26 protein-coding genes, 1 riboswitch and 1 other annotated feature are annotated in these 25,800 nt (G+C 37.5%); of the genes, 8 read left to right on the top strand and 18 right to left on the bottom strand.

The genetic code is table 11. The features are described from left to right. Positions 1 to 13 precede the first annotated feature (13 nt). From JR050_RS01675 to thpR, 4 genes are all read right to left on the bottom strand, one after another. Positions 14 to 979: an NERD domain-containing protein gene (locus JR050_RS01675; protein ID WP_204201778.1), complete on the bottom strand. Its 966-nt coding sequence runs from the start codon at positions 977 to 979 to the stop codon at positions 14 to 16. Positions 980 to 1,289: 310 nt separating this feature from the next. Further along, positions 1,290 to 1,979, bottom strand: coding sequence for an LrgB family protein (locus tag JR050_RS01670; RefSeq protein ID WP_204201777.1), 690 nt, complete (start codon positions 1,977 to 1,979; stop codon positions 1,290 to 1,292). Further along, entirely contained in the window at positions 1,976 to 2,365 is a 390-nt protein-coding gene (locus JR050_RS01665; RefSeq protein WP_239454021.1) for a CidA/LrgA family protein, read from the bottom strand. Before JR050_RS01665 ends, JR050_RS01670 begins: the two co-directional genes overlap by 4 nt. Continuing rightward, positions 2,362 to 2,934 (bottom strand): RNA 2',3'-cyclic phosphodiesterase, encoded by a 573-nt coding sequence (gene thpR / locus JR050_RS01660; protein WP_204201776.1) that lies wholly within the window; start codon positions 2,932 to 2,934, stop codon positions 2,362 to 2,364. The genes JR050_RS01665 and thpR overlap by 4 nt, the downstream gene beginning before the upstream one ends. A 131-nt stretch (positions 2,935 to 3,065) precedes the next feature. Between thpR and cysK the strand changes: the two genes are divergently transcribed. Further along, positions 3,066 to 3,992: a cysteine synthase A gene (cysK, locus tag JR050_RS01655; RefSeq protein ID WP_204201775.1), complete on the top strand. Its 927-nt coding sequence runs from the start codon at positions 3,066 to 3,068 to the stop codon at positions 3,990 to 3,992. Between the two features lie 38 nt (positions 3,993 to 4,030). On the opposite strand, the gene JR050_RS01650 is transcribed toward cysK, so the two are convergent. After that, a complete protein-coding gene (locus tag JR050_RS01650; protein WP_239454020.1) occupies positions 4,031 to 5,227 on the bottom strand; it encodes an MFS transporter in 1,197 nt (398 codons plus the stop codon). Between the two features lie 67 nt (positions 5,228 to 5,294). Continuing rightward, the gene (gene pepV, locus JR050_RS01645; protein ID WP_204201774.1) at positions 5,295 to 6,698 is read right to left on the bottom strand and encodes a dipeptidase PepV; all 1,404 of its coding nucleotides are present in this window, start codon (positions 6,696 to 6,698) and stop codon (positions 5,295 to 5,297) included. A gap of 435 nt (positions 6,699 to 7,133) precedes the next feature. On the opposite strand from pepV, the gene JR050_RS01640 reads away from it, so the two are divergent. Continuing rightward, entirely contained in the window at positions 7,134 to 7,355 is a 222-nt protein-coding gene (locus tag JR050_RS01640) for a DeoR family transcriptional regulator (RefSeq protein WP_204201773.1), read from the top strand. A 71-nt stretch (positions 7,356 to 7,426) separates the two neighbouring features. Here the strand turns inward: JR050_RS01640 and JR050_RS01635 are convergent, their stop codons facing one another. Beyond that, a complete protein-coding gene (locus JR050_RS01635; RefSeq protein ID WP_204201772.1) occupies positions 7,427 to 8,143 on the bottom strand; it encodes a pseudouridine synthase in 717 nt (238 codons plus the stop codon). A gap of 128 nt (positions 8,144 to 8,271) precedes the next feature. Between JR050_RS01635 and JR050_RS01630 the strand changes: the two genes are divergently transcribed. After that, on the top strand, positions 8,272 to 8,475 hold the full coding sequence (locus JR050_RS01630) for a hypothetical protein (protein WP_204201771.1): 204 nt from the start codon (positions 8,272 to 8,274) through the stop codon (positions 8,473 to 8,475). A 25-nt stretch (positions 8,476 to 8,500) separates the two neighbouring features. Here the strand turns inward: JR050_RS01630 and JR050_RS01625 are convergent, their stop codons facing one another. Then, positions 8,501 to 10,123 (bottom strand): putative polysaccharide biosynthesis protein, encoded by a 1,623-nt coding sequence (locus JR050_RS01625; protein WP_204201770.1) that lies wholly within the window; start codon positions 10,121 to 10,123, stop codon positions 8,501 to 8,503. 328 nt (positions 10,124 to 10,451) lie between these two features. Here JR050_RS01625 and JR050_RS01620 point away from each other — a divergent pair, with 328 nt between their 5' ends. Further along, positions 10,452 to 11,729, top strand: coding sequence for a BaiN/RdsA family NAD(P)/FAD-dependent oxidoreductase (locus JR050_RS01620; RefSeq protein WP_204201769.1), 1,278 nt, complete (start codon positions 10,452 to 10,454; stop codon positions 11,727 to 11,729). Between the two features lie 55 nt (positions 11,730 to 11,784). Here the strand turns inward: JR050_RS01620 and JR050_RS01615 are convergent, their stop codons facing one another. From JR050_RS01615 to JR050_RS01585, 7 genes are all read right to left on the bottom strand, one after another. Next, positions 11,785 to 12,675, bottom strand: a complete 891-nt coding sequence (locus tag JR050_RS01615) for a carbohydrate kinase family protein (protein ID WP_204201768.1) — start codon at positions 12,673 to 12,675, stop codon at positions 11,785 to 11,787. A gap of 103 nt (positions 12,676 to 12,778) precedes the next feature. Next, positions 12,779 to 13,096 carry a rhodanese-like domain-containing protein gene (locus tag JR050_RS01610; protein WP_204201767.1) on the bottom strand — a complete coding sequence of 106 codons (318 nt, stop codon included), beginning with the start codon at positions 13,094 to 13,096 and terminating at the stop codon, positions 12,779 to 12,781. A 12-nt stretch (positions 13,097 to 13,108) separates the two neighbouring features. Further along, positions 13,109 to 13,648 (bottom strand): hypothetical protein, encoded by a 540-nt coding sequence (locus tag JR050_RS01605; protein ID WP_204201766.1) that lies wholly within the window; start codon positions 13,646 to 13,648, stop codon positions 13,109 to 13,111. A 56-nt stretch (positions 13,649 to 13,704) separates the two neighbouring features. Continuing rightward, a complete protein-coding gene (gene leuS / locus JR050_RS01600) occupies positions 13,705 to 16,119 on the bottom strand; it encodes a leucine--tRNA ligase (RefSeq protein ID WP_204201765.1) in 2,415 nt (804 codons plus the stop codon). A gap of 87 nt (positions 16,120 to 16,206) precedes the next feature. Then, positions 16,207 to 16,432 (bottom strand) — a binding site (T-box leader). A gap of 81 nt (positions 16,433 to 16,513) precedes the next feature. Next, entirely contained in the window at positions 16,514 to 17,695 is a 1,182-nt protein-coding gene (locus tag JR050_RS01595) for an MDR family MFS transporter (RefSeq protein WP_204201764.1), read from the bottom strand. Positions 17,696 to 17,858: 163 nt separating this feature from the next. Beyond that, a complete protein-coding gene (locus JR050_RS01590; RefSeq protein WP_204201763.1) occupies positions 17,859 to 18,842 on the bottom strand; it encodes a nuclease-related domain-containing protein in 984 nt (327 codons plus the stop codon). Between the two features lie 354 nt (positions 18,843 to 19,196). After that, complete coding sequence (locus JR050_RS01585; protein ID WP_204201762.1) at positions 19,197 to 19,463, bottom strand: YtzC family protein; 267 nt, start codon at positions 19,461 to 19,463, stop codon at positions 19,197 to 19,199. A 251-nt stretch (positions 19,464 to 19,714) separates the two neighbouring features. Between JR050_RS01585 and mnmL the strand changes: the two genes are divergently transcribed. Both mnmL and mnmM read left to right on the top strand, forming a co-directional pair. Beyond that, positions 19,715 to 20,668 carry a tRNA modification radical SAM protein MnmL/YtqA gene (mnmL, locus tag JR050_RS01580; RefSeq protein ID WP_430392840.1) on the top strand — a complete coding sequence of 318 codons (954 nt, stop codon included), beginning with the start codon at positions 19,715 to 19,717 and terminating at the stop codon, positions 20,666 to 20,668. Positions 20,669 to 20,675: 7 nt separating this feature from the next. Next, positions 20,676 to 21,242: a tRNA 5-(aminomethyl)-2-thiouridylate-methyltransferase MnmM gene (gene mnmM, locus JR050_RS01575; protein WP_204201760.1), complete on the top strand. Its 567-nt coding sequence runs from the start codon at positions 20,676 to 20,678 to the stop codon at positions 21,240 to 21,242. A gap of 32 nt (positions 21,243 to 21,274) precedes the next feature. Here the strand turns inward: mnmM and JR050_RS01570 are convergent, their stop codons facing one another. Beyond that, positions 21,275 to 22,363, bottom strand: a complete 1,089-nt coding sequence (locus JR050_RS01570; RefSeq protein ID WP_204201821.1) for a DUF2600 family protein — start codon at positions 22,361 to 22,363, stop codon at positions 21,275 to 21,277. 30 nt (positions 22,364 to 22,393) lie between these two features. After that, positions 22,394 to 23,194 carry an alpha/beta hydrolase gene (locus JR050_RS01565; RefSeq protein WP_204201759.1) on the bottom strand — a complete coding sequence of 267 codons (801 nt, stop codon included), beginning with the start codon at positions 23,192 to 23,194 and terminating at the stop codon, positions 22,394 to 22,396. 79 nt (positions 23,195 to 23,273) lie between these two features. On the opposite strand from JR050_RS01565, the gene JR050_RS01560 reads away from it, so the two are divergent. Continuing rightward, positions 23,274 to 23,786 carry a gamma carbonic anhydrase gene (locus JR050_RS01560; protein WP_204201758.1) on the top strand — a complete coding sequence of 171 codons (513 nt, stop codon included), beginning with the start codon at positions 23,274 to 23,276 and terminating at the stop codon, positions 23,784 to 23,786. 80 nt (positions 23,787 to 23,866) lie between these two features. Further along, entirely contained in the window at positions 23,867 to 24,109 is a 243-nt protein-coding gene (locus JR050_RS01555; RefSeq protein ID WP_204201757.1) for a hypothetical protein, read from the top strand. Between the two features lie 43 nt (positions 24,110 to 24,152). Here JR050_RS01555 and metK read toward each other — a convergent pair whose 3' ends face one another. Further along, positions 24,153 to 25,352, bottom strand: a complete 1,200-nt coding sequence (gene metK, locus JR050_RS01550; protein ID WP_204201756.1) for a methionine adenosyltransferase — start codon at positions 25,350 to 25,352, stop codon at positions 24,153 to 24,155. 320 nt (positions 25,353 to 25,672) lie between these two features. Beyond that, positions 25,673 to 25,783: riboswitch (SAM riboswitch) on the bottom strand. Positions 25,784 to 25,800: the final 17 nt, after the last annotated feature.

The following is a 25,800-nucleotide window of genomic DNA, read 5'->3' as shown; positions in this document are numbered from 1 at the left end:
TTATCAAGTTACGTCATTCATTCATGCCCCATTCTGGCCTCTTAACATACGTTGTTTGACAATGTTGAAGTAAAACCTTGGCTGCTTTTAGTTGTACGGATTTTAGTGGTGATGATAAGCGTCTTAAGGAAGAAAACCACTCTTCATACACTCGTTTATCAATTAACATTGTGTCAACGGGTGCATATAGATAGTCAATATAACCTGTTCGGTTTAATACCACCTTCCTAATCGGTAACTCCACTTCATGATATTGATAGATGTTGCGAACAATTTTCTCCATTCGATTTAAAGAAATCATAGGACTTAATCCTATTCTTTCTTCTTCCTCTCCATATCTCTCTGACCAAAATCTATCTTTCGAGCCATAAAATACACTATTCTCTTTTCCTTCCAAAAGTGTGATGCACCATGTTTCAGTCGGACTAATCATGATGACTTCCAACTCTATCGGAGCTCTCTGTACTAAAAACACTGGTTTATATAGCACTAAATAATTATCAGGAAATCGTTGGAGAAAATACTTTAATACTTCATCGAAGTAAATTGGCCTGTCAACGTACGATTTTTCTCGAATTGTCGAACTAGCCCACCTAATTTGAAATTCAATTAAGTCATCCAAAAATCGTTGTTTCAACTCATCTTCTGACTTAGGGATATTTTTAAATGTATGCTCAAGGGGCAAATCTCCATCAGATTCTTGAATCTCATCAAAGCCTGGAACAGAAAAGTTTTCGATTTCTTTTGCTGACTTTTCATTTTTCGTGAGTCGACCTTTAAATGAACGAAAAATTGAACGTTTCTCAGATTTTGAAGAGTCTTCTATATCTAATTTTTCCACTTCTAAAAGACCCTGCTCCCATAGGGTCTTCAATCTATTCCAATGTTGCTTTTTTAATCGTATATATTGACTTGGATAACGGTACGTGTTCATTTCATATCTAGAAATAAAATCCATCAATTTAATAAGCTGAGCCATTATATTTACACTCCTCTTTGTAGGCTCTTTTCGCAGTTCAAACATTTTCTTAGCATTTACCGAAAAGATGATACCTAGCCCAATAGCTAATTTTTATATGTATACGTGTTTCACGAATGTTGATTCCTGAAGCACTTGTTGACAACAAATGCCCAAAGCCTGCGCAGACCTCTGCATTGCCACAGGACATGCTGACTTCTACACCTGAGCTTAAGACAGTGCGGGTAGAAGTTAACAAAAGAAACTAAAAAACATCATAAGTCTACCTTCCTCTATAATCAACGTAATGAGCGAAAATACCATCATCTGATTAAACTAGAAAAAAATATCCGATAATTGGACAAAGGAAGGAAGATAGCACCGCACATAACGTCATGGCAATTGAGCTTGTTGCTCCTTCTTCTTCTCCCATTTCAATTGCTTTTGCTGTCCCGATGCCGTGAGAGGCAGCTCCCATCCCTATACCTATACCATAAGGATGAACGACATTAAAGGCTTTCAATAAAATGGGGCCTGCCATACTCCCGAAAACTCCAGCAATGATCACAAAAGCTACGGTTAAAGATGGATTTCCACCTAATAAAAGGGAAAGATCCTTTGCAATTGGTGAAGTCACAGATTTCGGAATAATCGTCATAATTTCCTCATGCTGCAGGGAAAATATGATGCCTAGTATTGTGCCTGTTACGATCCCTCCAATTGTTCCAATTATAACACCGATAAAAATTGGAGCTTTATTTTTTTTAATTCGTTCCCATTGAATGAATAACGGATACGCCATGGCCACTACCGACGGACCTAGAATGAAATCGATCCACTTAGCTCCTTGCATATATTCAGAGTATGAAATGTCAAAACTGAGTAACAAACTAATAATGATAACTGATGTTGTGACAACAGGAATAAAAAAAGGGAAAGAAAACTTTCGATATAGTTTTCTCATGATCATATATAAGAAAATCGTACCAGCAATATATAAGAAAAGAAGAAGACTAATCATGCAGACAGATCCTCCTCTTTTTTCGTTAGAATGTATTGCGTTGACCATCCCGTTGTTACCAGTACAATCGCTGTGCTTAATAAAACTACTACTAAACTGATTACACCTTTCCCAAAAAAGTAGGATAAATATTCAATAATCCCAACCGTTACTGGAACAAAAAATAACTGTAAATGGGATAGCAACGTGTTCGCTCCAGTTTCCAACCATTTTGATGGCACTTTTTTTGTTAGGAGTACTAGAAACAGGATGATCATTCCTAGAATGCTACCTGGGATAGGGATATGAGTAATTTTTTGTATAAACATTCCAACTGCATAAAATAAAAATAAGAAACCGATTTGTATCATGATATGTAGCAACTGTTTGATGTATCCATGTTTCATCTTTTCACGCCCAAGTCGAAAGTCTCTATCGCTTCATACTTTGGCACACGGTCTAGGTGAGTTTGATACAATACCACTGATTGAACAGTATACGCACGTAATGATGGATCTATCTGAAAGTAGTGATTTAATTGTTCAAAAGGAAAACCATTCCCCTCTTTATATCGTCTCGCTAATGTTAGGTGTGGACGATACGGTCTTTTCTCTAATTCAAACCCTATCCTTCCACAAGCTTCGAAAACATCTCTTTGTAGGTTCTCTAGTTGTACCTGTCGCTTGATACCACCCCAGAAAATTCGAGGAGACTCCTTTTGACCAAAGTAGCCTAATCCATTTAACGTAAGCTCAAACGGTTCATGGCTTTGAACTATTTCTCTTATCTCTTTTTTTACTTTTTCTAACTCAGCCTCTGGAGCATCTCCTAAAAATACTAATGTAATATGATAATCTTCATGATGTACCCATGATTTAAACGGGAAATGTATTTTGTTTTCTTCTCTCCACTGTTTAAATGCTTGTTTAATCTCTATAGGTATCGGTATTGCGAGAAAATAATGTGTCTTTGTCATAGACTTTACCGCCTCTTCTTCGACTTTACTTCCTAAATGTATATTTTACCAAAATGAATATAATTAGTGATGGTAAATGATTCGAATGATTGTAGGGAATTATGGTAGGATAAAAACAAGGAGGGCGGACAATGAAAGTAGCGGGTAACATAAGTGAACTGATTGGGAATACACCTCTTGTAAAACTTAGAAGAGTACGTCCCGATCAAGGCGCTGAAATATATGTAAAGCTTGAAATGTTGAATCCTAGTAAAAGTGTAAAAGATCGCGCAGCGTTTAATATGATTCTCCAAGCAGAAAAGCAAGGCTTATTAAAAGAAGATTCTACTATTATAGAGCCTACTAGTGGGAATACAGGAATTGGGCTTGCGATGAATGCAGCAGCTAGAGGATACCGTGCGATTTTAGTCATGCCAGATACGATGACTCAGGAGCGAATTAATCTTTTAAAAGCGTACGGTGCTGAAGTAGTTCTTACACCAGGTGATTTGAAGATGCCTGGAGCTATTGCAAAAGCACAAGAATTAACAGACAGTATTCCTAACAGCTTCATGCCAATGCAATTTGATAACGATGCAAATCCTGACGCTCACCGTCATTCAACTGCTCTTGAAATTGTTGAAGCGATGAACCAAATTGGAAAGAAACTATCTGCATTTGTTGCAACAGCAGGTACTGGTGGAACGATTACTGGAACAGGAGAGGTCTTAAAGGAGCATTATCCAGAGTTAACTGTTCATGTTGTAGAACCAGCAGGATCCCCTGTTCTATCTGGCGGAAAACCCGGTAAACATAAACTAGTTGGAACAAGTCCAGGATTTATCCCTAACATCCTTAATCAAAATGTGTATGACGAAATTTTTAAAATTAAGGATGAAGAAGCCTATGACACAGCTCGCAGACTTGCAAGGGAAGAAGGTATCTTAGTCGGTCCTTCCTCTGGAGCAGCAGTCTTTGCAGCCATGGAAGTAGCAAGTAGATTAACACCTGATGATGTAGTCATATGTATCGCTTGTGATACAGGAGAACGTTATTTATCAAGTGACTTATTCGAATAATACGTATAAAAGACTCCTATTAAGGAGTCTTTTGTTCATTATGAAACTTCTTCTAGTAAGCTTTTACTCTCATTTCTCTCAAGCCTCGAGATGATAACAAGAGAAACGATCCCAATGCTTGTTAGCATTCCATAGAATAAATAAACCATTTGGATGGAGAACCACTCTAATAATAGCCCCCCAACATAAATACAAAACCAGCTTCCTAGTCCATTCCCGACTGCCGAATAGATGGATATTGCCGTAACCCTTACTTCTTTTGGAGCAATGTCCCTCACATATTGAAGTGCAGCTGGTATAAACAGTCCTACAGAGAAGCCTTGTGCGATTGTTGTTGCATACACGAGCACTAAGGACGGTTCAAAATAATAAAAGTACCATCTAACCATTGAAATTAAAGCTGCAATTAGCAAAACCTTCATCATTCCAAGCTTTTGAATAAAACGATTTGCAAACTGCATAAACGGTGCTTCACTTCCTGCAGCAAATAAGAAGGCTAATCCAATCCCTGTTAACGTCCCTCCAATATCTTTTACAAATAGTCCAAAATAGGAGTTATTTGCTAGAATTGGGCCTAGTATTAAAAACGTCGTGAATAAGAACAACATATATTTTTTCTGCTTACGTAACGATTTTATTCCGGTAAACATGCTTGTTTGAACTGATTGTTGACTTTCCTCTGGCAATCTAAACGAAAATAACGCTGCAATGAAGAGAACTGCAGAAAAGATATAAAAAATGACCGAGTTTCCAAATGTTTCAGCCATTCTTCCTGCTATAATGACAGCAACTGCAAAACCAATGGCCCCCCATAATCTGAATGACCCGTAATTTCCCCTTGTTTTCTGAACATAGTTTAATGTAATACTATCCGAAATCGGAATCATTGCACTTTGTACCATGGATAATGTGATAGCAACGATGATTAGAGATACATACACGTTTGCAAAAGAATAAACAATTCCTATTAAACTCGTTAACAACGTTGCAATCGTTAATAGAAGCCTAGGTTTCTGAGTCCAGTCACTTAAAAGCCCCCACATCGGCTGAATGACAATCATGACAACTGGGCTAAGTGACATAATTAACCCAATTTGCGCTCCCGATAAGCCAATTGTTTCATCAAGATACACTGGTAATAAAGGATTTAATGCACCTATTCCTAGAAAAGTAAGAAAATAAAATGTACGTAGATTTAATTTTGTATAGTCTTGTTGCGCTTTAACATCTTGCAAAATGTACCCCTCAATTCTTTTATCAATTGAAAATACCGCCCAGGCTAGAGCGGTATTCGTAAGACCATTACTTTACTAATTCAAAAATGGCTTGTGCATAAATTGCAGTAGCCTTTAGTAAATCCTCTATTTCGATATACTCATCCTTTTGATGGGCAATATCTGGTCTTCCCGGGAAAAGTGGCCCAAATGCAACTCCTGCTTTCAACGACCTAGCGTATGTTCCTCCACCAATCGATAGAAGGGTTGCTTCTTCTCCAGTTTGCTCCGTATACACCTTTTGTAACGTACGAACTAATTCATGATTTGAGTCTACATGATGCGGTTTTGAATCTGACTGCTCTGAAATCGTAAAGCCATACTCATTGGCTTTTTCATTGATCGCTTGAATTGTTTTCTCTATTTCGTGAGTAACAGGGTAGCGGATATTTAAACCGAACGAACCACCCTTCTCCTTTTCATAAGAGAGGATTCCAACGTTTACCGTTAAATCACCTGTAATATCATCTGCATATTGGATTCCAAATGAATGCCCTCTAGAATCTTCAACTAAATATTGATTTGCAAATGTTAAGAAGTTCTTTGCACCTTGATTAAAATCAAAGGTATGTAAAAATTCAACAAGCTTTGTTCCAGCATTCACACCATTTTTCGGTTCCATTCCGTGTGCCGATATACCTTTTATTTTTAGATTTAACGTATGTTGATGAATTTCATAACTTCCACTTAGTTGATGTTTCGTTATAAAATCATTAAATGCTTCTACTAAAGCTTCAAAGTTCCCCTCAATTTGTGCTTCCGCATAATCAGGTACCATATTTAATCTTCTACCTGATGAGAAATTAACTAAAGTCAGAAGACTAATCTTTGAATCATCTACATTCTCTTGTTTTAACTTACAATCAAAGATACCTTTTTCAGCATAGATAATTGGAAAATCGGCATCTGGAGCAAAGCCCATTGCAGGCATTTCTTCATGCTTAAAGTAATGCTCTACACATTGCCAGTTACTTTCTTCATCCGTTCCAATAATAATTCTTAAGCGTTTGTTAACAGGTAAACCAAGTTCTTTCACAATTTTTAAAGCATAGTACGCTGCCATAGTCGGACCTTTATCGTCCAATGCACCACGAGCATAGATTTTCCCGTCGCGAATTTCAGCTGAGAATGGATCACTCGTCCAGTTATCTCCTGGAGGCACAACATCAATATGACAAAGCACCCCTACAAGTTCCTCACCATTTCCATATTCGATATGTCCTGCATAGCCATCTACATTTTTAATTGTAAATCCATCTTCAGATCCTTTATCCAGTAAGAAGTCTAGCGCTTCTTGAATTCCTTTACCAAAAGGTGCTTGATGGTCTTTTGTCTTTTCATCTAATACACTATCGATTCGTAAAAAGCGTTGCGTTTCCTGTATGATTTCATCTTTTCGTTTTGACACTTCTTGTAGCCAGTTGATTTCCATTCAATCACCCCGTCACATATATTTTTTTCATTGATTATAGAATACCAAAAGTTAGCAAAAAAGCTAGTGATATAGAATGACGTATTTTTTTACAAAATATGTATACTACATATACACTTTCTAATAATAGAAATAGAAAAAATTATCGAGATACTCCGAAGTTTGTAGAAGAGGTCATACATACCAGTACGGACATCATATATTTACTTCAACTAACGTTAGAGGGGGGATCCATACAGTATTTTTTTTGTAAATTCATTTAATTAAGTGAATTACTCGACAGTTTTGTGTAAAATGATAATAGGTAAAGTAATATTGAAAATATTTCTTATTACATGACTTGGAATTTACCAAGTCAAAGCTTAGTCTTTTTTAAGCTTTTAGAACTTATACTTTAATTTCTGATTAGCCAAAAAAACATTAAGGAGTGGTTTTTTGAAGCCTTCAACTTCTCGAATGCTTAGTCGAATCAAATCCGTTTATATGTTTATTAGTGAAAGAGGCACAGTCACAACTGAACAGTTAGTCGATGAGTTTGGAATCACTCAACGAACGATACAGCGTGATCTTAATGTATTAGCATATAACGATTTGGTGGAAAGCCCGAGCCGCGGGAAATGGACAATAACAGAAAAGAAAGTGAAGTTGACTTCGTAAAACACCCAAGATTCTCCAATTATAGAACAGTCATACGTAAAGAGGAAGGACTTTAATCGTCCTTCCTCCTTCTATTCTCTCCCCAAACGCAAAAGTTCTACTTCTTCCTCTGTTAGCTCTCGGTATTCACCAAGCTCCAACGTCTCATCTAGTGGCAGTGGCCCCATTTTAATTCGTTTCAAGTATGTAACCTTTTTTCCGACTGCTTCAAACATTCTCTTCACTTGATGGAACTTTCCTTCAGTAATAATAAGCTCAATTTGCGAAGTTTCTCCTGCCTTTATTATCGTTAACTTACCTGGTTTTGTCATATATCCATCATCAAGTTCTACACCTTGAGCAAATGCCTTCACATCCTCATCCGTCACTTCGCCTCGAATATGTGCAAAATACGTTTTTGGTACGTGTTTTTTCGGTGATAATAGCTGATGTGATAATTGACCATCATTTGTTATTAACAATAATCCTTCTGTATCTTTATCTAAACGTCCAACAGGAAATGGCTCAAATAATTGATCCTCTTGTTCTAATAAATCAATAACCGTTTCGTCTTGATGATCCTCTGTTGCTGAAATAACACCTTGTGGTTTATTCATCATTAAGTAAATGAACTCTCGGTATTCCACGACTTCACCGTGTACGGTAACTACTTGTGTGTCGGGATTCACTTGTGTTTTGGGGTCTTTGACAACTGTATCTTCAATTCGGACATTTCCTGTTTTTAATAACTGTTTTACTTCTTTTCGCGTACCATGCCCCATATTTGCTAATAATTTATCGATTCTCATTTTATAGCCACCTTATTTGTTTTACTCGCCTAGATTTAAGTTATATAGGCATTTGACTCTCTCAACACATGCCCTACTTCCATAAACTATAATTGTATTTCGTATTCTACTTTAAAGGAGAGAACATTATGTACAGACAACAACCAGAAGGCTATTTCCTACCAATTCCTGGTATTCCAGGATACCCAGGCGGAGGCGGTGTAGGTAACGTTGACCGTCGATTAGATCGCTTAGAACGCCAAGTTCAAAGACTTGATAATCAAATTGAACGTTTAGACCGTCGAGTTGACCGCATTGAGCGACGTTTAGGTTTAGGTGGAGGTCAATACTAATTTTTTACAAAAGGTGAGTGGAAGTTTATCCTCTCACCTTTTGTTTTTTTAAAAATGAAAAACGGGTACCTAATAGCTTTCCTGCTAAGTTTGAGCGATAGCTTAAGTACAAGTAGATTCCCGCTCCGACTGCAACACCAGTAATTGTTAAGACAATCGCTTCAAATCGTCCGTCCTCGTAGGTCATAAATGGTGACAAGCCTAATAATAGTATGCTTATTCCTAAAATCATAAACATTGAAAATATTAACATAAGAACAGAACGTTTAAAAAACAACCTATAGGAAAAATTAGCGTGTCGCTTTATCATTGCCAAGCTATATACAACAGATCCTAAATAACCGACTCCTGTTGCTAGGATAGAACCCACCCCTTCAAACCAAGTAATGAAAGGGATGTTTAAGCTTATTTTAAGGATTAACCCAAAAAATAAACTAATGACAGCAAGCTTTTGTTTTTGTATACCTTGAAGGATTGCAGCTGTTACAGTAAAAAATGCAAACAGTACTGCAACTGGAGCATACCAAGCTAATAGATTTGCCCCGAGTTCACTTGCCCCATAAAACATTGCATAAATTTCATCACTCAAAATAGCAAGCCCTACCACTGCAGGTAAAGTCAAAAAGAATACAACCTGAAATGATTGGTCTATTTGAGTGTGCAACGATTTTCGATTTCGGTCTGTAAATGCTTTCGTAATCGCCGGAACAAGTGTAAGGCCGAATGCCGTTGCAAGGGAAACTGGTATCATGACGAGTTTGTTGACGTAGAAGGTTATAATCCCCAGTACTTTCTCTGCAATATCCTTCTTATCTGCAAGAATCATTCCCCGGTTAAACGTTAAACCATCGACATATTGATATAGTGGAATGGCTAATCCTACTAAGACAAATGGTCCTGCATACGTAAATAGTTCTTTCATCATCTGTTTAGTTGTAACTGTTGATTCCACTTTACTTGATTCTAATTGTAAGTCGAAATCATTCTTTTTCTTATACCAATACCAACCGAGCACGGCAAGACCAGCAATTGCACCAATGAATGCACCAAAGGTTGCATATCCAACCGCGGTTGATATTTCTCCCCCAGCCACTTCTCTAATTAAGTAAACTGCCCCAATTAAGAACACTACACGAACTAGTTGCTCAATTACTTGAGATACTGCAGTTGGCTCCATAGACTGATTCCCCTGGAAAAAACCTCTTATAACACTCATGATTGGGACAATCAGCAAAGCAAAACTCACCATTCGCATTACATTCACGATGTCTTCTACACTATTTGTCAGCTTTTCCTCACCAGCCAGCTGAACTTGAGCTAGAAAAGGAGCTAATGTATACATGATAAGAAAGGATAAGACACCCATCCCGATCATTAATAACAAGCCATTTTTAAACATCTTTCTACTCGTTTGATAATCTCCTAAAGCATTATATTTTGATACAAATTTTGAAACAGCCATCGGTACCCCAACAGTTGAGATACTCAGAAAAATTGCATATTGATTATAGCCATAACCGTATAAAGCAGCTCCTGTTTCACCTACTAATATGGCAAACGGAAAGACATAAATCATTCCTAAAAATCTTGAAATATATGTACCTAACGTTAAAATAAACGTTCCTTTTAATAAGTTTGAGCTAGACATTCATAATCCCCTAACCAATAACTCTAAATTAGCATAACGCTACTATAGTTTCGTATTCTAGCGGCCTTTTTTGGCGAATTTCATAGAGAATTTGGCGATATTTTAATTATTTTGGCGAAATAGAAAGATATTCTGGCGCTATTCCGTATTATTCTGGCGAATTCTCTAATTTATAAGCGTTTTTACAAATTCACCCATCTAGATTTTTCTCCAATGATGCTATTTTAACACAAATCGAGAAGATACCTATATTTCAAGTCTAACAATATTTTTATTTTCCTTCTAAACGTGCTATTCTTTTTCTAGCACATTAGATGGAGGATTCAATATGAAGTTCGATGTTGTTGTCATAGGAGGAGGTCCTTCTGGGTTAATGGCGGCTATTGCTGCTGGAGAAGTTGGAGCAAAGGTACTTCTCATTGACAAAGGAGATAAATTAGGAAGAAAGCTCGCGATTTCGGGTGGTGGTCGTTGTAATGTAACGAACCGGTTACCAGTTGACGAGATTATTAAGCATATACCTGGAAACGGTCGCTTTTTACATAGCGCTTTTTCTATTTTTAGTAATGAAGATATTATCCGCTTTTTCGAGAACTTAGGTATTCAGCTAAAAGAAGAAGATCACGGTCGCATGTTTCCAGTTACAGATAAAGCACAATCTGTAGTCGATGCACTTTTAACACAATTAGAAAAATTAAAGGTCACAATGTGGACGAATACTCCTGTCGAAACAGTCGTGTATGAAAATGGAGAAACGAAGGCTGTTGTATTAAAGGATGGACAAGTCATCTCATGTACAAATGTCATAATTGCGGTTGGCGGGAAATCAGTGCCTCACACTGGCTCAACTGGTGATGGCTATGCTTGGGCTGAAAAAGCAGGACATACAATCACTGAGCTTTATCCAACTGAGGTTCCGTTAACATCAAGTGAATCGTTTGTTAAGAACAAAACGTTACAGGGACTCGCTTTACGTGATGTTGCATTAAGCGTCGTTAATCCCAAAGGTAAAACGATTATTACTCACAAAATGGATATGCTTTTTACTCATTTCGGTGTTTCTGGACCAGCTGTCCTTCGTTGTAGCCAATATGTAGTGAAGGCCCAAAAAAAGTTCAATACTAGAAAAGTCGAAATGCGTATTGATGCCATTCCTGATCAAAACGAAGAATCACTGTTCCAACAAATTGTGAAACTACTAAAAGATGAACCTAATAAATCAATAAAGAACGTTTTGAAATCACTATTACCAGAACGTTATTTACTTTTCTTACTAGAACAATGCGAAATTGATGAACAATTTAACTTCCATCACATTCAACATGAAAAACTACGCTTACTTGCAAAAAACTGTAAACAGTTCTCATTCTTTGTGGATGGAACGTTATCCATTGAAAAGGCTTTTGTTACAGGTGGTGGAGTTTCAGTGAAGGAAATTAATCCGAAAGAAATGTCTTCTAAGCTGGCAAACGGATTATATTTCTGTGGGGAAATTCTTGATATTCATGGATATACAGGTGGATATAATATTACCTCAGCTCTTGTCACTGGTAGATTAGCAGGTATGACTGCAGGGAAAAATGCGATGGCTGGGAAGTATAGCTAATAAAAATAGCAGAGAAGTTACTCTGCTATTTTTTATATGAAATCCTTTTCACATTTCAAAGGTATATCCTTTTATACTCTTCCTCCACTTTGTCACTCGAAAGGTCATTAAGGGCCAGTTCTTTAGAAGTAACCGCCAATCCTCCAACGATCGAAGCTATTCTCGCTGTCTTCTCTAATTCATAACCTTTTGTTATCCCATATAATATCCCGGAAAAATAAGCATCACCTGCACCATTTGTATCAACTACATTATATTTTTGTGCAGGTGTTTCTAACCAACCTGCTTGAGATAAAATGGTTGCACCTTTGTCTCCATGTGTGCATATGATTAATTTTTTGCCGCCTAATAAAAATTCCTTCATTGTTTCTTTATACTTCGGATTATTTTCGGAGCTAAATTGAATTACATCGGCAACTTCAATAAAATCCTGATGATATTCATTTTTTCCGTCATAATCATGAAGGTCTACCCAAATCTCTTTCTTATGCTTTTTGAGCAATGGGATGAAGTCTTTACAATAAGAAACAATATTCAAAAATACATAATCACTCTTTTGGATCAGTTTTTCAACATGCACTTTATTCGTTTCAATATGATTGGGGATAGAATTTAAAAATATGGATAATCTCTCTCCGGTACTATTTTTCATAAAGTTAAGGTGTCTTTCCGTTCCATCTGGGCTTATATCATAATGAAAGGGAATCTCATCTTTCTTGAGATAGGAAACAATTTTATCTCCGTATTCATCCTTCCCAATGATTCCATAAAAGTCTACATCAAAACCTAACTTCTTTACGTTCAATGACTTTCCAGCACCAGTAGAGCCAAGTGTCTCATGATAAGACTTAACAGAATGAATGGTTTGGGCTACAGGCTGTGGAAAGTGATCAACCTCGACCATTAAATTAAATGAAACTCCACCGAGTACAAGAATGTTATCCATAAATATCACTACTTTCTATTATCTCTTTTAACCCTCAAAAAAAAGCAATGTTTAATTCAAATAGCGAATTCCATTGCTTTCTCCTCTGCTGACTTTATGTATTTTACTTTGGCAGTTCTGTGTTTCCTTCCCACTCAAGCATTCCACCAACCATGTTGACAACCTTGTAGCCTTGATCGTGTAAATAGTGACAAACATTTTCACTTCTTCTACCTGAACGGCAAATAAAAATGTGTTCTTTTTCTACATCTAGTTCTTCTAATCTGGAAGGGATTTCATTCATCGGAATATGTTTAGCTCCTGGAATCATTCCTTGTGCAACTTCTTCATGTTCACGAACATCAATTATTTCTAGGTTTTCCCCTTTTGAAAGCTTTTCTTTTAATTCTTTAGGTGTAATTAAATGAATATGTTGTTCCATGTTTCTCTCCCCTTACTGTTCATACTGTTTTAATATTTTTTTTACTCGATTTAGCATGTCTTCATTATACTCTTCAAACGTCTTGCTGTGTACCCGTTCACACCCGGAGTAGTCAACGATAAATAATGCATTACAATCCTCACACCATATCACATGATCTAGCTCAATTTTGGGTAAGTGCCACCCTTTTTTCAGCATCGCTTGAAGGGAAGTTATTAATTCTTCTTCGTATTCATAAATGGATATTCGTTGTTCTTTTGCAAAAGTTGGTAAGTTTTCTCCATACACCATATCCCATACTAGCACTAAATCTTCATCATTGTAGGCTACAAATAGTGGGACACTTTCCGTACTTTGTAACTCTAGTATACATTCACGCTCGTTTCCATATTCAAAAGACAGTTCTTCACCAAAAGCTTTTACAATGAAGTATTCATCCTTGATATGTATTGTCCCTTTTAGATCATTAGGAATCTTATCAATTAATTGTTGAATAGTAGGCTCGAGTTTTTCTTTTTCTTTTTCTGTTATAAAAGGGCCAAATTGGAGCACGATTATCCCTCATTTTTCGGTTGTTATGTAAAAAAAGAAGAGGCAAAGCCTCTCCCTTAGTTTGCCACAATATTTACAAGTTTTCCAGGAACTGCAACAATCTTTCTTACAGTTTTCCCTTCAATTTGTTCCTTGACTGTATCATCGCTAAGCGCAATTTCTTCCATCTCTTCTTTTGTTGCAGTTGCTGGAACTAGTAGTTTTGCTTTAACTTTACCATTAATTTGAACAACGATTTCTACTTCATCTTCAACAAGCTTTGACTCATCGAATGTTGGCCAAGCTTCATATGAGATGGTTCCGGAATGTCCAAGCTTCTCCCAAAGCTCTTCTGCAACGTGAGGAGCAACTGGTGAAAGCAATTTCACGAAGCCTTCCACATATACTTTTGGAAGCTCAGTTGCTTTATATGCATCATTAATGAATACCATCATTTGAGAAATCGCCGTGTTAAAGCGAAGTCCTTCATAGTCTTCTGTAACCTTTTTCACTGTTTGATTGTACACTTTGTCTAATGTACTACTTTGACTTTCTACGATTTTAGGGCTTAGCTCCCCATTTTCTTCAACAAATAGTCTCCATACACGGTCAAGGAATCGACGAGAACCATCTAGTCCTTTCTCTGACCAGGCAATTGATGCTTCAAGTGGTCCCATAAACATTTCGTATAGACGAAGTGTATCTGCACCATGACTACGTACAATATCATCAGGGTTTACAACGTTTCCTTTTGACTTACTCATTTTTTCATTGTTTTCTCCAAGTATCATCCCTTGGTTGAACAATCTTTGGAACGGCTCTTTTGTTGGAACTACACCGATATCATACAAGAACTTGTGCCAGAAACGTGCATATAACAAGTGAAGTACGGCATGCTCTGCACCACCAATATAAATATCAACTGGAAGCCATTCTTTTAGCTTTTCTGGATCTGCTAACTGATCATGGTTGTGCGGATCAATGTAGCGTAGGTAGTACCAGCAGCTTCCGCCCCATTGCGGCATTGTGTTCGTCTCACGGCGACCCTTTTTACCTGTAACTGGATCGACTACATTTACCCATTCTTCAATGGCCGCAAGTGGTGATTCACCTGTACCAGATGGACGAATCTCCTTTGTTTTTGGCAGAACTAATGGAAGTTCTGCTTCGGGAACTGCAGTTGATGTTCCATCTTCCCAGTGAATGATTGGGATAGGCTCCCCCCAGTAACGTTGACGGCTGAACAACCAGTCACGTAGGCGGTAAGAAACCTTTTTCTCACCTTTGCTATGCTCTTCAAGCCATTTGATGCTAGCTGCAATTGCATCTTCTTTATTCATTCCATTTAGGAAATCCGAGTTCACGTGTTCGCCGTCACCAGTGTAGGCTTCCTTCGTTACATCGCCACCCGCTACTACTTCCTTAATTGGTAACTCAAATTTTTGAGCGAATTCATAGTCTCGCTCGTCATGAGCTGGTACTGCCATAATCGCACCAGTTCCATATGTCATTAATACGTAATCCGCAATCCAAATTGGCATTTTTTCGCCATTAATTGGGTTAATTGCATAAGCACCTGTGAAAGCACCTGTCTTTTCTTTAGAAAGCTCCGTACGCTCAAGGTCACTTTTGCTTATAATTTTTTCAATGTACAAATCTACTGCTTCTTTTTGTTCTGGTGTTGTAATGCTTGCAACAAGTGGATGCTCTGGAGCAAGGACAGCATAAGTTGCACCAAATAACGTGTCCGGTCTTGTTGTGAAGACAGTAAAGCCTTCATCATGTCCATCAATGGTGAAATGAACGTGTGCACCTTCTGAACGACCAATCCAATTGCGTTGCATATCCTTCAAGCTTTCAGGCCAATCAAGTTCTTCTAAATCTTCTAGTAGGCGGTCAGCATATGCTGTAATTTTAAGCATCCATTGCTTCATCGGACGACGTTCAACAGGATGACCACCGCGCTCTGATTTACCATCAATAACTTCTTCGTTAGCAAGAACTGTTCCTAGTGCTGGACACCAGTTAACAGGAATTTCATCAATATAGGCAAGACCTTTTTCATATAGCTTTAAGAAAATCCATTGCGTCCACTTGTAGTAGTTTGGATCTGTAGTATTTACTTCACGATCCCAGTCATAAGAGAAGCCAAGCTCTTTTATTTGACGACGGAATGTGTTGATGTTTTGCACTGTGAATTCAGCCGGGTCATTCCCCGTGTCTAGCGCATATTGCTCAGCCGGTAGGCCGAATGCATCCCATCCCATTGGATGAAGTACATTGTAGCCTTGCATTCGCTTCATACGAGAAACGATATCTGTCGCTGTATAACCTTCTGGGTGACCTACGTGGAGTCCTGCACCTGATGGATAAGGAAACATGTCTAGTGCATAGAACTTTTGTCTCCCTTTTTCTTCTTTTGTTTTAAATGTGTGATTCGTTTCCCAATGGTTTTGCCATTTCTTTTCAATACTTTGATGATCGAAAGACATTTGAAACTTCCTCCTTTTGTTTCTCCGATTGTTTAGATATGGGGCGAACAGCTTTATGTAAAATAAAAAAACCCCCGCCCCTAAAATTATAGGGACGAGAGTTAATATTCCCGCGGTACCACCCAAATTAATGCTACAAATAGCACTCACTTGACTCTTTAACGCAGATATCACGTCAACAATTAATTAGCATACTGCTGTTCACCGTTGAAACCTTGAAGGTGAGTTCTCGATAGCGTTTGGATTGACTTGCACCACCCGTCAACTCTCTAGACCTAGTTCTATCAATACTATTCCTTCGCACTGTTCGTTTCATATTGTATTGATTTGTATTTTAAATAAAGTTGGATAAAACTTCAAGCCCATATTTAAAGTATTTTCAAATTTTCTACTTTTAAACAGCAATTGCCTTGGATTCTTCCGTTTTTATTTTTCTGTCATACAAGAATGTAGTCAAAATCGAAACAAAAAGAACACCTATTAGTAAGACATAGAGAGCATTAATATCATACATGTCTACCATTACTCCACCAATAACCGGTCCTAGCATTCTTCCCCCAGTCGCTGCACTGTTTACAACTCCTTGATAGAAGCCTTCCCGACCTTTTGGTGCTAAGTCATTTGCAATCGTTGGAACTGCTGGCCATACAAGCATTTCACCTATAGTTAAAATAACCATCGCCACGACAAATCCAGAAAACTGAGTTGCATTTGAGACAACAATGAATGATACGATGAAAATCATACTTCCTAAAATGATTTGTGACTTCAGTGTTTTTGCTATATATTTCACAACTGTCGAAATAAGAGGTTGTGCAAGCACGATAAGAGCACCATTAATTGTCCAAAGTAGACTGTACTGATTTAGTGATACACCTAACGTTTGTGTATGAGGACCGATGTTTGCTTGCCATTGAACATAAGCAATCCATGTCATTAAATAGCCTAAGCATAAAACAAGTAATGCAGTGAAACGAGATTTGTCTTGTATTCCATTCACTTTTCCAGCCCCACTTGGTTTCACATTTGCAACGTTAATACGATGATAAGTAAACGAAGCTAATAGTAGGAAGACGACAAACATCGCCGCATTTGCCACGAAAGTAAGTTGGAACGATATATTCGCTACTACACCACCAAGCGCTGCTCCCACTGCGACACCGATATTTTGCGCAACATACATCGCATTGAATGGCTTTCTCCCGCCTTCAGGCCACACAGAACCCGCCATCGCATACATTGACGGAAACATCATCCCAGATCCAAAGCCTATTAAAAATAAGAATATCACATAATATGGCCAGTCATTATTCCATACCAGCCCTATCGCAGAAACGACAGAAGTTGATAATCCTATAATAATGGAACGATATCCACCAACACGGTCAAACAAATAACCACCAAGTAAATTCCCTACAACTCCGGCTGCGGAATTTAACATTAACACTATCCCAGCCATCGTCATCGACTTCCCAAGCACATCATGAATATATATTGCATTTAGTGGCCATAAAAACGAAGATCCCGTCACATTTATAACCATTCCGATCAATAATAGCCACAGTTTTTTCGGCATGCTGTACCTCCTCTTAAGATGATTCCCATCGTACATTGTATTCCTTTTTTGATGGGTGAGCAATAAGAAGATAGAGGGAAATGAGTTTTGGGGTGATATGCTTCAAAATTTTACTTTATCAATCAAATTGTTTTAAATTTGCTTCGAAATGCTGGTATATGCTTCATAATTTCAATTTATGCACCAAACCATCTAAATAATAAACCCTCCCTTTTTTCGATCCACTAACTTCTAGTGCTAGAGAACCTAATATCTTATTTGTAACGGTTCTAGAACTAATATGAAGGAATTCTCTTAATTTCTGGTTAGTAATTTTGTTATCTAATAAGAGAGCATAATCAACTATTGCATTAACGTGTGCATCTTTTGAAGTTTTTGAACATTTAGGACAAATCCATTTTGCTTGCTTTCTTTGCATAGGTAAAAAATTGCAACTTGGACAATGGACGCCTTTTAATGATTCAGATGTTGTTAAATCAAATTGCGTTAATAAGTCTGGATTCAGTGGAGTATGCTTCTTGATTAGTTTCTTAGAAATTCTTTGGATCTCTTTTCTTTGTGTAAGTTGGGTAGGATACAATTTTTCAATTTGTTCAATCTTATTAAGAAAAACGGTAATTGGAGTGACTTTACGAAGGGCTTCTAGATTTTTAGGAGACGCCTTAATTATTGTATTTGGATTACTTATGACTACTAAATAGTCTATTGGTATGTCAATAACCTTATTATCTTTGATCCATTCACTTAAGTGATTACGTTGCCTTCTTACTTGTACGAGAGGACTTGGGAATGCCTCTTCTTTATCATTCACTGTTCGTATTAGTTGGCTATAATCACTATCAAAGTAAATAGTGCCTTGATAATTCTTTGTTTCAACTATTAAGAAATAACTCGGTGATAAAATTAGTGTATCAATTTGGAAGTAATGTTCTTTGTGGATTAATCTGAGGTCCTGCAATACAGAGTATTTTTCCGAGGATAAATAAGTTAAATAATATTCTAATGCTTGTTCACCACGATATCCTGCTTTCCTTCGCGCTAACTCTTCTAGTATTTGAGGTCTTTTAGGATGATGCTCTTCTAGTCTTCTTAACAATGCCTCTAGTTTTAACATTCTTAAAGGTATATTTCTTTCTTTTACTATCATTTAATTCCTCCTTATATAAAATTCAGAGGAAATAATTCTATAGTTTTAATTTAAAATCCTTCTTTTGCTTCAAAATTTCAAGATATGCATCATTTTTTTAATATTTGTGAAAAAAATTTTTTTTACTTCAAATTAAAGGTTATTTGCGTCAAAATTTAAATATATGCACCAATCCATATAAAAAGCCCCCTCAAAACAAAAGGGGGCCAACCTACTCACTACTTATTCGGTGTGCGATCTGGTTGTGCACGTTTTGCGTTTTTCTTTTTCACTTCTTGCACCGGATCATAAGATAAGTGTTGAATATTGTGTTCTGCGTTTGATGGTTTTTTCATACTAAGAATACCTCCAGAATCAATGGTGTGGATAAATTGTCATCTCGTTTGAGACGCGTTGGATTTGCATTCTCATTCTGTCAATTTGGTCTTTTTGTTGTGGATTTCCACTATGTGCGAGTTTACCTAGCTCGGTAATGGCAGCTTCGAGGCGCTGTTGAGCTTGAGTGTACTCTTCTTGGTTATAATGCTCTTGTTTTTTCGCTTCGGTGAATTGTTCTTCTGCATATTTGATGGCGTCTTCGGCCATTTGTATATATTCCTCGACTGATTGACGTGTTGCCATGGCATTTTACCTCCTCAAAGGATCGCATGCTTGATGAAGATTTCCTCCATCTCTTCAATAGTTTACACAACGATGTTTATTCCTATCACCGTTTTCGCAAAGGCAGTTTTTTCCCACTCGTTCCCTCATTCATATGTGTTGGTTTAACTGCATTTACATGCTACAATGCTTATTATGAGTATGCTAGGACGTGAAGAAAGTTCTATTATCCAAAAAGGTTGTCTGGCACAACACGTAAAAGAGGTGTTTTGATGAATAATATAAATCCATTTCCATATACTGATGATCAGAAGCGTTATCATTCTTGGAATTATCACTTACGTCAAACGTTTGGACATAAGGTGTTCAAGATTGCATTAGATGCTGGCTTTGATTGTCCAAATCGTGACGGTACTGTTGCACATGGCGGTTGCACATTTTGTAGTGCAGCTGGCTCGGGTGACTTCGCAGGTAACCGTGCAGAACCGATCGAAAAACAATTTCATGATATAAAAGAAAAAATGCACCAAAAGTGGAAGAACGGTAAATATCTGGCTTATTTCCAAGCTTTCACTAATACACATGCTCCGGTTAGTGTCCTTCGTGAAACATTCGAGCCTGTCTTAAAAGAAGAGGGTGTTGTTGGTCTTTCAATTGCAACACGACCAGACTGTTTACCTGACGATGTGGTCGAATATTTAGCTGAATTGAATGAGCGTACTTATTTATGGGTTGAACTTGGATTGCAAACAATTCATGAACGTACTGCACTGCTAATTAACCGTGCTCATGATTACCAAACTTATGTTGAAGGTGTAGAAAAGCTTCGTAAACACAATATCCGAATTGTGTCACATATCATCAATGGTCTTCCATTGGAAACGCCGGAAATGATGATGGAAACAGCTAGAGAAGTTGCTAAGCTTGATGTACAAGGAATTAAAATTCACTTACTACATTTATTAAAAGGAACACCAATGGTGAAGCAATATGAAAAGGGCTTACTTGAATTTCTTTCATTTGAAAATTACATTAACTTGGTCGTTGATCAACTAGAAATCCTGCCACCAGAAATGATTATCCACAGAATCACTGGTGACGGTCCACCTGACTTAATGATTGGTCCAATGTGGAGCTTGAATAAGTGGGAAGTGTTGAATGCCATTGAAGCTGAATTAATTCGACGTGACAGCTATCAAGGGAAGTATTATAAAAAGGAAGTATGATTACTTCATGAAATTAGAACGTATCCTTCCTTTTGCACGAACTTTATTACAAAAAGCAATAAAGCCTGGAGATATTGCAATAGATGCTACGATTGGAAATGGTCATGATACAGTTTTATTAGCTGAGCTTGTAGGTGAAAATGGGCATATATACGGGTTCGATGTTCAAGCTGACGCCATTGAAATGACAACTCAACGCTTAACTGAAAAAGGTCTTCAAGAACGCGCGAGCCTTTTTTTAAGAGGGCATGAAAATGTTATGGAGTGCCTTCCTCCTTCCACTCAAGTAGCTGGTGCGATTTTTAACCTAGGTTACTTACCTGGGGGAGATAAAACCATTGTTACAACTCCTAAAACGACCATTTCAGCGATAAAGCAAATCCTAGAGATGTTAAAGCCTGAAGGTATATTAGTACTCGTGATTTATCATGGTCATCCTGAAGGAGCAGTTGAACGGGACGAGCTAATACCATTTGTGGAACAAATTGACCAAATGGAAGCTCATGTTTTACGTTATCAGTTTGTTAATCAACAAAATCACCCGCCATTTATTATTGCGATTGAAAAAAGATAAAGGGACACTGATTAAGATCAGAGTCCCTTTTATTATGCACCAACTACTTTTTTTGGATTTAAGTTTTTCCACTTTCGATAAGCTCGACCATTTAAATAGAAGAAGTAGCTTATTGAACCACCTTGTTTTATTAATTCTTTCGCTAGCTTTCGAATGGTATGTTGTTCGTTTACTTTGTCATCAGATAAATAAACTCCTAATAAACCACGGTTAATCATTTTATGAAACCGTTCATGTGGGATGCCTTTAATATGCGTGTCTGCTTTTTTCAAAAAATGTGATAAACGCTCCAATAACGTTTTTTCATTTGGATAATAACTACAGAAATTTAAGTCCCCGCCTTCTAAATCTTCGTCTTGGTCAATCAAGTAATCGAGCAATATATGTAAGCCTTGAATATATGGAAAATAACTGTTTCGAATTTTCTCCACATGAGTCTCATCCATTTTTTCATGAAACGCATAAGCCACAAGACAAAAGATACCAAGCGTAGAGCCGGAACAGGCCGAAAACTCATACCATTCCATACTAGGTAAAGATTGCTTATATGAAGAAAACCATTTTTCAAGCCTTCCTACTCTTTCTTCTTTTTTTACATGCTTATGAATTTGGAGTTTACAATAATAATCTGCTAATTCCAATAGCGTTTCTATTATTAATGGATAATGATTCACTTCCTTCAATACACTTTGGCATGTAAGCACTAAGTCTTTTAAGTAATCACCGTCATCACGATCTTCTCGAAAACGATAGTAATCATGCGAGACCACTTCATCTAATCTCAATGCATTAGGCATTGAATCGTGCAGTGCTTCAAAATCGACTGGATCAAGTGAAGTACTGCGATCGCATAAATTATCTAGATAGTCACTAATTGTTTGATACGCAACGATAAATTTTATACATTTTTCAAGGTTATCTAGTGACAGCAATCCAAGAATTGAGCCGCCTTCACAGTGAAAAGCCTTAGTAGTAATACTAGCAAGTGCTTGAGTTCTTAACTCAGCGTTAGGAATTGCTTCCGCCCTACTTTTCCAATAGGAAAGCTCTTTATGAACAATCGGAAAAACATCTCGGTACACTCGGGACATTAAACTAAAAGGATGTGCAGGTACCATAATGATCGACTCCTTTTTCCTATCTAATGCTCCCTATTGTACATTAGTTGGAAGATGGGATTCAACAAATTGCTTTGTATATTGAAACACTTCGTCCCTTTCCGGTTCATTAAAGATTTCATGATAGAGCTCTTGCCACTCTTTATATGTGACATCTGATAATTTCAGTTGGGCAAAAAATTCTTTTCCTTTATGTTTATTTACAATTTGATCACTTCCTCCTTGCATAAAAAGCATAGGAACGTCTGGAAGCTTATTTATATTTTGAAAAGCTAATTCAATTGAATGAATAAGTTCACGGAACCACCGTATCGAAACCTTTTTTACATACAATGGATCATTCCGATCAAACTCAAGTACTTCCTCGTTTCTCGTTGCCATTTCTTGCGTTAAGCCTGTATCCATTCTTAGAGTCGGAGTAATAACGTTCAGTACTTTAGACGCCGCATCTAAAAACGGTGAAGGAGAAGTAGTCTGTGCGATTCCTAAACATGGTGAAGAAAGTACTAAACTCGAAACATCTAATTGCTTTTCTTGCATCGTACGTAAGACGGTTAAAGCTCCCATACTATGACCTAATAGCACGACAGGTAAGTTATACGTTAAAGCTTCTTTGTACCAACTTTCAACAGCTTCAATATATACGTCAAATCGGTCAATATGACCTCGTTCATTTTTACTAATATTCCCTTGTCCAGGTAAGTCTCCCATAATAACGTGGTAGCCTTCTTTTTTCCACTTTTCAATTAACCATTTGTAGCGACCGTGATGCTCTGCAGCACCGTGAACCATCACAATTACCGCTTTTGGGTTTACTGCTTCCCATTTCCACATGTTATCTCCTCCCAAGTGTTAACAAATTTCTCTATCGTTTGATACAATGAATCTAGAAAATAAAAAGGGGAATGATACAATGATTTATCCTTATAAAGATATTTGGCCAACCATTTCAGATACGGCGTTTATTGCAGATTACGTTACAATTACCGGGGATGTCAAGATTGGTGAATATAGCTCTGTTTGGTTTAATACGGTTATTCGTGGAGACGTTTCTAAGACAATCATCGGAGAACGTGTTAATGTTCAAGACAATTGTGTTCTACACCAAAGCCCAAATCGACATCTCGTTCTCGAAGATGATGTGACGATTGGCCACCAAGTGATTTTACATAGTTCAATTGTGAAAAAAGGTGCGTTGATTGGAATGGGATCGATTATATTAGATGGTGCTGAAATTGGTGAAGGTGCGTTTATCGGTGCAGGAAGTTTAGTTCCCCCTGGAAAAGTAATACCTCCGAATTCATTGGCGTTTGGCAGACCTGCTAAAGTTGTTCGTACATTAGATGAAGAAGATATTAAAGATATGGAACGTATTCGAAGAGAGTATGTAGAAAAAGGGCAATATTATAAGTCTCTTCAGAAATAATGCTACATATTTTATTATATGAGGACAGGTTACAAAAGTAGTCTATAAAAGTAGTCTATTTTTTGAAATCGGACGGATACATGGACAATATTGATAAAAGGAAACGATTAGATGAAATTCCTTTCACTTATCAGGTAAATAAGAATAATACGATATTTATTGATTATTATGGAAAGCAAGTGAAAGTATTAAAAGGAAAAGAAGCAGTACAATTCTTAAAGAAAATTCAAAATGCACAGGATGAGAAAGCATTACAATTAATAATGGCGAAGATCACCGGGAATTTCAAAAGAGGAAATGAACGTAATAGTAAGAAAAATTAAACATGAAAACGCTCAGGGGTACTATCCCTGAGCGTTAAATTTATTATTTACCCGCTTGCTCTTTAAGTGCAGCAGCTTTGTCAGTGCGTTCCCACGGAAGATCAAGATCAGAACGACCGAAGTGACCATAAGCAGCAGTTTGCTTATAGATCGGACGACGAAGGTCAAGCATCTTAATGATTCCAGCCGGACGAAGATCAAAGTTCTTTTCAACAAGATCAACTAATACTTCTTCAGAAACAGTACCTGTTCCGAACGTATCAACTGAGATTGAAACTGGTCTTGCAACACCAATTGCATACGCTAATTGAACTTCTGCTTTATCAGCAAGTCCAGCTGCTACGATGTTTTTCGCAACATAACGAGCTGCATATGCTGCAGAACGGTCAACTTTAGTAGCATCTTTACCAGAGAATGCTCCACCACCGTGACGAGCATAACCACCGTACGTATCAACGATAATCTTACGTCCCGTTAATCCAGCGTCCCCTTGAGGTCCACCGATAACGAAACGACCTGTTGGGTTAATGAAATACTTTGTATTTTCATCAATTAGTTCTTTTGGAACTACAGGATCAATCACGTGCTCTTTTAAGTTTCTGTGGATTTGTTCGTTTGCAACTTCTGGGTGATGCTGAGTTGAGATAACGATTGTATCAATACGAACTGGCTTGTCATTTTCATCATACTCAACTGTTACTTGCGTTTTTCCGTCAGGACGTAGGTAAGGAAGAATTTCCTCTTTACGAACTTCTGTTAAACGACGAGAGAGCTTGTGAGCTAATGAAATCGGCAAAGGCATTAATTCCTTTGTTTCATTACAAGCGAATCCGAACATTAATCCTTGGTCACCTGCACCGATTGCTTCGATTTCTGCATCTGACATTTGGCCTTCACGTGCTTCTAACGCTTGGTCTACACCCATTGCGATATCAGCAGATTGTTCATCAATTGAAGTTAATACTGCACAAGTTTCAGCATCGAAACCGTACTTTGCACGTGTATATCCGATTTCACGGATTGTTTCACGAACTGTTTTTGGAATGTCTACATATGTAGAAGTTGTGATTTCTCCGGCAACTAGAACTAAACCAGTTGTAACAGAAGTTTCACACGCTACACGAGCGTTTGGATCCTTTGCAAGAATCGCATCTAAGATGGAATCAGAGATTTGGTCACAGATTTTATCTGGATGCCCCTCTGTAACTGATTCAGAAGTAAATAGGCGACGTTTTTTTGACATCTTGATAAGTTCCTCCTTTTATATCACTGCTTGAAGTATGCTTAGTAAAGTCTTACTTCATGCGGGCAAGTTAGATACGGTACTCATTCCCTTATTATTCTTTATAAGCCATGATTTTATGAGAAAACATGTCTCTTTGAAAAAGAAGTTTCATTAATAAGGTTTGGCATTATGTATTAGCATTGACAAAAATTCGTAAAATACTAGTTGTACTAATATGTAATCCCTACCTGTTCTGATTTGGAAGGCTTAAAGCAAGAAATAGACATAGAAAAACCTTTCCTTAGAGGAAAGGTTTCAACGTTCATAGCCTTCCGCTCTTCTTATCGTTCAAGGGCAATGCCTTGCAACAGGTTAGCACCTTATCATATATTATATGATGGTTGCTGGGTTTCATAGGGCCTGTTCCCTCCACCGGCTCGGGATAAGAGAGTATCCGTTCGGCTCA

This window comes from Bacillus suaedaesalsae (assembly GCF_016890225.1).
Taxonomy (GTDB): Bacteria; Bacillota; Bacilli; order Bacillales; family SA4; genus Bacillus_BS; species Bacillus_BS suaedaesalsae.
Note: the sequence above shows the minus strand (reverse complement) of the source record. Positions and strands in the feature narration are given on the sequence as shown.